Below are 8657 nucleotides of genomic sequence, written 5' to 3'. Positions count from 1 at the left end.
GACGCCACCGCAGCCGGGGCCGCCGCTCGCACCAACCCCAATAACTGGAACGACACACGCGATAAAGCCGTCTCCAAATCACTCCGCGGTACCCGGAATTAAAATTGGGTTCCAAGGCTCATTGACACAAAGATAGAGAGCGGCCCAAACAGGGCCGCTCTTTTGCTATGTGCCGTGCACACAGAATGAGGAATCGCAACATGACTGTGGATTGGTCGCAGTGTAGGTCAGTCAAAGCTTACAATGACGTTGATACGGCCCTCTTTCAAGGCACGATCCAACCAGCAAACCAACCTGCAATCCTGCGTGGCTTTGTACGTGACTGGCCGATCGTACAAGCGGCGTTGCAGTCGGACGAAGAAGTCTGCGCCTATGTGACCCGTCATGCCAACGACTCCCCCGCCAATTGCTTCTTTGCTCCACCAGAAGTCAAAGGTCGCTTCAGTTATGGGCCAGACCTTCAGCAGTTCAATTTTGATGTCCGGTCAGCCTCCATTGAGACACTCTTGACGATTCTGATGCGCCTGAAGGGGGTGGAGAACCCGCCAAGCATGTATGCTGGGGCCCTACCCTTTCAGCAATTCTTTCCGGCTCTGGCACTCGACTGCCCCATGCCACTATTGAACCCGAGCGTTTCGGCGAAAGTTTCACTCTGGATTGGCAACCAAACCCGAACCGCCGCCCATTGGGACTTGCCGCAGAATCTCGCGTGCGTCGTCGCGGGCAAACGTCGCTTCACTTTATTCCCGATCGAAGAAGTGAAGAACCTCTATATTGGGCCGCTCGACCATACACTTGCCGGCCAGCCCATTTCGCTCGTGGATTTTGACAATCCCGATCTTCTAACCCATCCACGCTTTGCCCAAGCGGTGAAAGCCGCCCAGATTGCAGAGCTCGAGCCTGGCGACGTTCTATATATGCCAAGCTTGTGGATCCATCATGTAAAGTCCTTGGCCCCAGTTGGCATGTTAGTGAATTTCTGGTGGCGCGACGGACCAGAGCATTTGGTGACGCCAAGTCTCACGCTGCAACACGCGCTACTGACCTTGCGTGACCTACCCAAAGCCGAGAAGAAAGCTTGGAAGGCTATCTTTGACCACTATATCTTCCAGACAGACGAAGACCCAATGGCTCATCTTCCTGAAGTGGCCCGGGGGGTATTTGGACCGATCACGCCAGACAGCCTGGCCAAAATCAAGGCACGTTTGCGCCAGTCGCTCGACATGGACTGAGGTCTTGGGCTTTTTCCCGCATTTGGAGAATTCTTAAAGCCAAACTCCCTTCGTTGGCACGAAACCCGCAACCCTACTCCCAACACCGGCCAAGTGTGCCGGAAAGAGACAGATCTCAAGATCGTGGAGTAGAACATGGCACAGGCAAAGTATCTTATCGCAACTGCAGCCGCTTTGGCATTCATTCCGGCAATGGCCAGCGCGCAGCATGCACCTTACGAAGTCCTGAACGGCCAAGTCCAAATGGGCGACGCAGTTTCTACTTTGAATGTTGAATTCCAATCCACGCATGGCACAGTCGCTAACAATTTGTCGGCCGGTAATACCATGTCCGCCAAAGCGGTTGAGCAGAGCATGAATGTATCCAACACGCAAATGCTGCGTGGCACGGTTTCAGCCATCAACACCGTCACAGGTCAAACCGCACGTGGCGTAACCCAAAGCACCGCTGTAGCCCATGGCAATGCTGCGCAAGTTGAAGGTTGCTGCGCCACCGTCGGGATCGATTCGACCCAGACCGCCCAAGCTGGCACCAAGATCACCGCTGGCTCGAACATCCATGTCGGTTCGGCTGATTACATCGTCTCCGGTGCGCAAGCGACAGCCAACAGCTTTGGCAGCTATACCAAGAATGGCTACACCCAAGGCAAAGTGACCCAGACCAGCGCAGCAAAAGTTGAGGCTTCCTCGAAAGTCACCGCGTGCTGCAACAATGGCGCGATCTCATCGAATGCAATTGGCGCAGCAAACTCCGCCCGTTGGGAAGGTGAATCGGCCACTATTTTTGCCGAAGTTGACCAAAACAACACGGGCGCGGTTTCAACCACCTCTACCGTTGACGTCAAGAGTGCCACCAATGTTTCAAGCGGTGCATCGGCCGCCGGTAACTTGGCTGAAATCCAAAACAAATGGGGCTATGCCCAGATGGCTGGCTCGCAGAATAACAGCGGCAATGTTTCTTCGAGCTCAGTTGTCAATCTCGACAATTTCGAAGGCTTTGCAATGACGGGTTCCAATTCGGTCGGCAACTCGGCTCTGTTGTCGAACTTGGGTTCGGACGTCTCGATGTTCATGGACCAAAACAACAGCGGCAATGTCTCGGCAACCACCAGCTTCTCGGGCGCTTCGGCCAATGGCGGTGTCGGCCAAGCAACGTCTTCGGCTGTCGGCAATGCGATCACCGCTTATTCCTGCGCTTCGTGCGGCAATGAAAGTGTCCTGGTTGAAGGCCGCACCACCCAAACCAACACGGGCAATATCACCGCCACCACCACCTTCAACGGCGGCAATATGGGCATGATCTCGGCCAGCGCTTCAGCCATCGGCAATAGCGCAACCTTCGTCGCACAACGCAGCGGCCACTAAGACCTGAGTCCTTAAAGACGAAAAAGGCGGCCCGACTGGCCGCCTTTTTTGTTTTCTGCGATTTAGAAGTGCTAGAGCAATTCTTCGGGGCGAACATCAAAGCTCTTATTACAATATTCGCAGCGCACCCGAATGAAGCCATCCGCCTCAATCATTTCAGCTGCCGCCTCCGCTCCGAATTGCTTCAGCAAAGCCAGAATACGGTCACTTGAACAGGTACAAGCCGTCTCGATTGGCTTGGCTTCGAACAGACGCACGCCATCTTCATGGAATAAACGATAGAGCAGATCACCTGCCGATAAGTCAGCATTGATCAATTCGCGATCTTCTAAGGTTTCAAACAGAATAGAGGCATGTTCCCACGCCATCGCCGTATCCCCGCGTGCACTGTCACCAGCAACCTGTTGGATCAAGGCGCCACCCGCGCGCCATTGCGGCCGCCCTGTTGGCCCCTGTGTCTCAGCACAAGCAATGCGGATGCGGGTAGGGATCTGTTCTGACTGCGCGAAGTAAAGCGCAGCTGCATCGGCCAAAGTATCGCCTTCAAGCGCCACCGTGCCTTGATAACGGTCCATGTCATCGCCTTGATCCACCGTCATCGCAAACAAGCCCGGACCAATCAATTCTGGCAAGCTCGGCTCGGGTTTTTCAGCCAGAAGCTTTGCGAGCGCTACGCCATCAACATTGGCATAGCCGCGCAACGCGCCATTGGTCCGATACTCGGCCACGATGAAACGGATCGGCCCTTCAAGGCCATTTTCGCCTTGCACCTGAATGATCAGCTTGCCGTCAAACTTTAAGGAAGCCCCAACCAGAGCCGCCAAAGTCAACATCTCGCCCAACAGCTTGGCAACGCACTCTGGGTACTTATGGCGCTGCAAGATCTCATCGACCGTTGCAGGTCCTAAGCGAACGATACGGCCGCGCACCGGCTCACCATCGATTCGAAAAGCCGCCACAATATCGTCAGCAGCAGCCATCAAATCGGCATCTGGATCGGAAGGATTGGCATCAAATGTCATTGGCTTGCCCCTTGCGCCAAGCACCATGTGAGAACAGCCTTTTGTGCATGGATTCGGTTTTCTGCTTCGTCAAAAATACGACTTTGTGGACCATCCATGACGGCATTGGTTACCTCTTCACCTCGGTGAGCCGGCAAGCAATGCAAGAAAATCGCCTCAGGCTTGGCCCGCGCCATCAAGGCCTCATTGACCTGATAGGGGCCTAGCGCCTGCATCCGCTCGCCCACATTGGTATCCCCCATGGAAACCCAGGTGTCGGTCACCACACAGTCCGCCCCAGAGATTGCCTCCGCTGGGTCGTCAAACACCTCAACCACCGCCCCTGCAGCCCGCCCAGCAGCCAAAACCTCTTCAGAAGGACGGAACCCAGCAGGACAAGCTGCAGCCACATGGAAGCCGAGTTTTGCGGCCGCATGGATAAAGCTGGTCAGCACATTATTGCCATCGCCCGCCCAAGCAATCTTTGCGCCCTTTAGGGTAATGCCTGCTTCTTCCAGGGTCATTAGATCTGCCAGAATCTGACAGGGATGGGAAAAATCTGTCAGCGCATTGATCACGGGAACCGTGGCATAATGCGCCAATTCCAGCAGGCTGTCATGACTATTGGCGCGTAGGGCAATCACATCCACCATGCGAGATAAAACGCGCGCCGTATCGGCGATTGACTCGCCGCGACCCAATTGGCTGGTGGCGGCGTCCATCACCAAAGTCTGGCCACCCAATTGGCGCATGGCCGCATCAAAAGAGACGCGGGTTCGTGTCGAATTTTTCTCAAATATGGCCGCCAACACATGGCCCGACAAAGGCGCATCGGCATCGACTTTGCCCTTGGGCCAGCCTTGCCGCGCCCGCTTGCGCGCATGGGCTTCATCGAGAATAGCCCGAACCTCCTCAGGGGCGAGGCGGTCAATATCCAGAAAATGACGCATGAAGAAATGTCCAGTCGGGCCGCCTTAAGCGGCGGCTTTGACCTCTGCCCGGGCGGCAGCCAAAGCTGCATCCAGAATCGAGATAGCTTCAGAGATGTTGTCTGGCGACACGATCAGAGGCGGGGCCATGCGCAACACATTTTGCCCAGCCGTGCCAATCAGCATCCCGCGTTCAAAGCACAATTGGCGCACTTTCAACGGATCGATATTCAGCTTCAATCCTGCCAAAAGGCCTTTGCCACGTACATCCACCACAAGGTCAGGATAGCGATCCTTCAAACCTGCCAGTGATTGGTGCAAGTGATTGGCGACATCGCGCACATGCTCCAAGAATTCAGGCTTGCTGATTTCGTCAAAGGTTGCATGCCCTACGGCCATGGCCAAAGGATTGCCGCCGAACGTGGATCCGTGAACACCGCGAACCATGCCGCTGGCTGCTTCTGCCGTTGCAAGACAGGCCCCCATCGGGAAGCCACCACCCATCCCCTTGGCGACCGCCATCACATCGGGTGTGATGCCAGCCCACTCATGGGCAAACAACTTACCGGTGCGACCAGCACCCGATTGCACTTCGTCAAAGATCAACAAAATGCCATGCTCGTCGCACAGCGCGCGCAGACCCTTCAAGCATTCGTCGGGAACAGCGCGCACACCGCCTTCACCCTGCACAGGCTCGAGCAGGATGCCGGCCGTAGTGGGGCCAATGGCGGCCTTCAGGGCTTCATGATCGCCAAATGGCAATTGGCGATAGCCAGGCAAGGGCGGACCAAAACCTGCAAGATAATTAGGGTTAGCCGCGGCATTGATGGCCCCGTAGGAGCGGCCGTGGAAAGCGCCCTCAAAGCCCAAAATCTCAATCCGCTCTGGGTTTCCCTTCGACGAATGATATTTGCGGGTCAGCTTCAAGCAGGCCTCAATCGCCTCAGTTCCGGAATTGGCAAAAAACACCACGTCGGCAAAGGTTGCATCGGTGTATTTCTGGGCCAAAGAGCGCTGAAGCTCTGTCTGGTACATATTGGACATGTGCCAGATTTTATTGGCTTGCTCGGTTAAAGCTGCCACCAGTTTTGGATGGCAATGGCCAAGGCTGTTGGTCGCAATGCCTGCGATAAAGTCCAGATAGCGCTTGCCCTCAGCCGTATAGACTTCAACGCCTCGGCCTTGCACGAAATCGGCTGGCGCGGGGGAATAGACGGGCATTAAAGGGGCAGCGCTCACGTATCACTCTCCAAATTATCAGTTTGTCCCGATTGGGCCAAACGAAAAAGGGCCTAGCGGCTGCCAGGTCCCTCGCCCGAAGCCAAGTCGAACTTGGGTCTTTTACAGCCTTATGCGCGCATGCGCCACCCCGTCTTGAACACACGCCAACAGATAAAGACGAGAATGAGGCTGATCAGGCCGGTGGAAATCGCGCTGGTCATCAAGTCGGCGTCGGCATGGCCCGTGAACCCATAACGAAAGCCATCAATTAGATGAAACACCGGGTTCCAGAGAGAGAGGGTATGAAAAGGCTCTGGCAGGACTTTGATGGAATAAAAAGTCCCTGACAAGAAGGTCAAAGGGGTGATAACAAAACTGGTGACAAAGGCGAGATTGTCAAACTTGTCGGCCCAGATGCCGCCAAGTACACCAAAGGCACCGAACATGATCGCCCCAGTCAAGCCGAAATAGATGGTCCAACCAATATGTTTCGGAATCACATTGGCAAAGATTGTGATAGACACGGCCATCGCGACTGCAACCAAAAGACCGCGCGTTGTGGCCCCGGCAATAAAGCCCGCTGTCAACTCGCCCGCCGACAAGGGCGGCATCAAGAAATCAACCGTGGTGCCTTGAACCTTTGCGACAATCAAAGACGAAGAAGAATTGGCAAACGCATTCTGAATGATCGACAGCATGATGAGGCCAGGGGCCAAGAAATCCGCAAAGGGAATCCCGCTCATCATTCGTTTGTCGGCCCCAAAGGCCATAACAAACACCACCATCAATAACCATGTGGAGACAACCGGGCCAAAAATCGTTTGGACCGCCACTTTCCAAAAACGGCGCACTTCGCGTTGATAAAGCGTTTTCAGGCCGATCCAGTTCAAAGCGCCATAGGCGCGCGGTGCGGGGGGAGTCGCAGGCTGTGTCATGGTGCTAGTTTGGCCTCACAGCGCTGTGAAGGAAAGGCCTTTCGCACACCAAACTCTGTCCTTGAGCGGCAAACTTGCTTAGTTTGTACACTATGAATCCTTTCCTAGAAGCCCTAGCCCACCCGAGCCGACCTTTGGTGATGGGCGTTATCAATGCCACGCCTGACAGTTTTTCAGACGGCGGCCAATTCATTCGTCCTGAGGCAGCGCTTGAGCAGGCGCGCAGACTTATCGCCCAAGGGGCAGATATGCTCGATATTGGCGGCGAAAGTACCCGCCCAGGCTCTGACCCTGTTGAGACAGCAGAAGAGCTTTCCCGCGTGTTGCCGATCCTAAAGGCCATCCGGCAGGAGAGCGGGATCGCCCTATCCATTGACACCCGAAAGCCAGAAGTGGCGCGCGCAGCTGTGGCAGCGGGGGCTGATTGTTGGAACGATGTTTCTGCCTTGACTTTTGCGCCAGATAGCCTTGCGACTGCGGTGGAACTAAACGTCCCAGTGGTGCTTATGCATGCCCAAGGCGACCCAAAGACCATGCAGCAAGACCCCCAATATCGCGATGTGACGGGCGAAGTCTTGAACTTTTTGGTGGGCCGCATGGGCCAAGCGATCCAAGCGGGTTTGAAGCTCTCCAACATCATCGTCGATCCCGGTATCGGCTTTGGCAAAACCCTCGCGCATAATTTGACCCTCTTGCGGGACTTACCCCGCTTTGTGGCTTTGGGCCGGCCGGTTCTGGTGGGGGCCTCGCGCAAGCGCTTCATTGCCGCCTTGGACCAAGGGGCGGGAGTAGAGGAGCGTCTGGGCGGCTCACTTGCCACAGCGCTTTTTGCTGCCAAGCAAGGTGCAAAGATCGTGCGTGTGCATGATGTGGCTGAAACCCGCCAAGCGCTGCGCGTGCAATCTGCCTTGTTAGACGCATAGAGACTTCGATTTGACCCATTCAATCTCCCCGTCAAACCGTGAGAGGCAAACCCATGACGACTGAACCCAAAGGCCGTGTTTTGATCGTGGCGGGCAGCGACAGCGGCGGCGGTGCCGGCGTACAAGCCGATATCAAGGCCGTCACCGCGCTGGGCGGCTTTGCCATGACAGCTGTTACCGCCATCACCGTGCAGAATACGATGGGCGTATTTGACGTGCATCCTATTCCCCTCAAAGTTATCCGCGATCAGATTTCCTGCGTGGCAAGTGATCTGGGCGTCGATGCGGTTAAAACCGGTATGCTTGGCAGTATTGAGACCGTCGAAACAGTTGCCGAAGCGCTGGAAGCCTACACCGGCTCTGTACCCCGTGTGATAGATCCCGTAATGGTCGCCAAAGGTGGTCATCCTTTGCTGGAAGATAAGGCCGTCGCCGCCGTCAAAAGCCTGATGATCCCGCTAGCCGGGCTCTTGACCCCCAATGCACCCGAGGCAGAGCGCCTTGCCGATGTTTCTGTCGACGGAATCAATGGTCAACGCCGCGCGGCAGAGCGCTTGTTGCGGCTGGGTGCGGACGCGGTACTGGTGAAAGGCGGCCACATACCCGGCGCCCGCTTTACCGATCTACTCGCGACCCAAAAGGGCGAAGTCTTTTTTGAGGCGGAGCGGATTGATACCACCTCCACCCATGGAACCGGCTGCACCTTGGCGAGTGCGATTTCTGCCCTTTTGGCACAGGGCGTTGAACTGGAAGAGGCGGTAGAGCGCGCGCGCGCCTATCTGGTTGAAGCCATCAAACAGGCACCGGGCTTTGGCAAAGGCCACGGCCCCCTCAATCATGCTTGGCCCGTCCAGAAATGAGTGCGACCCTTGAGACCCGACTGATCGACATAGTGCGTGCCAGTCCGAAAGTGATGGAGGTACTTGGCCTTGTGCGCGAGGCCAATCTGCCCGATTGGCGGCTTGTGGCGGGCTCCATTTACGGCACCGTTTGGAACGCCTTGACTGGAAGGCCCGCCGATTATGGCATCAAGGATTATGATATTTGCTAT

9 protein-coding genes are annotated in these 8657 nt (G+C 55.8%); 5 read left to right on the top strand and 4 right to left on the bottom strand.

From position 1 onward, the window contains the following. Positions 1-200: 200 nt before the first annotated feature. Both IOB61_RS01200 and hfaD read left to right on the top strand, forming a co-directional pair. Complete coding sequence (locus IOB61_RS01200; RefSeq protein ID WP_290810980.1) at positions 201-1232, top strand: cupin-like domain-containing protein; 1032 nt, start codon at positions 201-203, stop codon at positions 1230-1232. Positions 1233-1367: 135 nt separating this feature from the next. After that, entirely contained in the window at positions 1368-2597 is a 1230-nt protein-coding gene (gene hfaD / locus IOB61_RS01195) for a holdfast anchor protein HfaD (protein WP_290810977.1), read from the top strand. Between the two features lie 71 nt (positions 2598-2668). On the opposite strand, the gene IOB61_RS01190 is transcribed toward hfaD, so the two are convergent. From IOB61_RS01190 to IOB61_RS01175, 4 genes are all read right to left on the bottom strand, one after another. Continuing rightward, positions 2669-3619: an Hsp33 family molecular chaperone gene (locus tag IOB61_RS01190; protein ID WP_290810975.1), complete on the bottom strand. Its 951-nt coding sequence runs from the start codon at positions 3617-3619 to the stop codon at positions 2669-2671. After that, complete coding sequence (argF, locus tag IOB61_RS01185) at positions 3616-4548, bottom strand: ornithine carbamoyltransferase (RefSeq protein WP_290810972.1); 933 nt, start codon at positions 4546-4548, stop codon at positions 3616-3618. Before argF ends, IOB61_RS01190 begins: the two co-directional genes overlap by 4 nt. A gap of 24 nt (positions 4549-4572) precedes the next feature. After that, the gene (locus IOB61_RS01180; protein WP_290810985.1) at positions 4573-5748 is read right to left on the bottom strand and encodes an aspartate aminotransferase family protein; all 1176 of its coding nucleotides are present in this window, start codon (positions 5746-5748) and stop codon (positions 4573-4575) included. Positions 5749-5876: 128 nt separating this feature from the next. Beyond that, the gene (locus tag IOB61_RS01175) at positions 5877-6683 is read right to left on the bottom strand and encodes an ABC transporter permease (protein ID WP_290810970.1); all 807 of its coding nucleotides are present in this window, start codon (positions 6681-6683) and stop codon (positions 5877-5879) included. Positions 6684-6775: 92 nt separating this feature from the next. Between IOB61_RS01175 and folP the strand changes: the two genes are divergently transcribed. From folP to IOB61_RS01160, 3 genes are all read left to right on the top strand, one after another. After that, positions 6776-7606, top strand: coding sequence for a dihydropteroate synthase (folP, locus tag IOB61_RS01170; RefSeq protein ID WP_290810967.1), 831 nt, complete (start codon positions 6776-6778; stop codon positions 7604-7606). Positions 7607-7659: 53 nt separating this feature from the next. After that, positions 7660-8466 (top strand): bifunctional hydroxymethylpyrimidine kinase/phosphomethylpyrimidine kinase, encoded by an 807-nt coding sequence (gene thiD / locus IOB61_RS01165; RefSeq protein ID WP_290810964.1) that lies wholly within the window; start codon positions 7660-7662, stop codon positions 8464-8466. After that, positions 8463-8657 (top strand): nucleotidyltransferase family protein (locus tag IOB61_RS01160; RefSeq protein WP_290810961.1); only part of this gene is annotated, 195 nt, incomplete at its 3' end. The genes thiD and IOB61_RS01160, both read left to right, overlap by 4 nt.

Source organism: Aquidulcibacter sp. (assembly GCF_020253525.1).
GTDB lineage: Bacteria > Pseudomonadota > Alphaproteobacteria > Caulobacterales > Aquidulcibacteraceae > Aquidulcibacter.
This window is presented reverse-complemented; position numbering and strand designations above follow the sequence as displayed.